This window comes from Hoskinsella mucinilytica (assembly GCF_045223415.1).
Taxonomy (GTDB): Bacteria; Bacillota_I; Bacilli_A; order Erysipelotrichales; family Erysipelotrichaceae; genus Hoskinsella; species Hoskinsella mucinilytica.
The window spans coordinates 1-265 of the sequence record NZ_JBEQZJ010000141.1 but is presented as its reverse complement, the minus strand read 5'-3'; the positions used below and the strand labels follow the sequence as shown (position 1 = coordinate 265).

1 protein-coding gene is annotated in these 265 nt (G+C 37.0%); it reads left to right on the top strand.

Annotated features, from left to right (window positions below):
* Positions 1 to 265, top strand: a 265-nt coding sequence (locus UGRO018_RS17895; RefSeq protein ID WP_416327868.1) for a tyrosine-protein kinase family protein, incomplete at both ends; no start/stop codon positions are given.

Genomic DNA, 265 nt, shown 5'->3' with positions numbered 1-265 from the left:
TAGTGAAAAGTTTAAGAGATTGATGGAACAGTTGAGAACAAGATTTGATTTCATCGTCGTAGATTGTCCACCGATCAGTGCAGTCGCAGATGCAATACCTGTATCACATAACTGTGATGGAACAGTATTCGTTATTTCAGCAAAAGATACAGATAAGAACGAAGCGAAAACAGCTTTAACGGAGCTACAAAGAAATGGATGTAATGTTCTTGGTTCTGTCATGACAATGACAGAAGCAAGTGCAAAACATTACTACAACTATTAT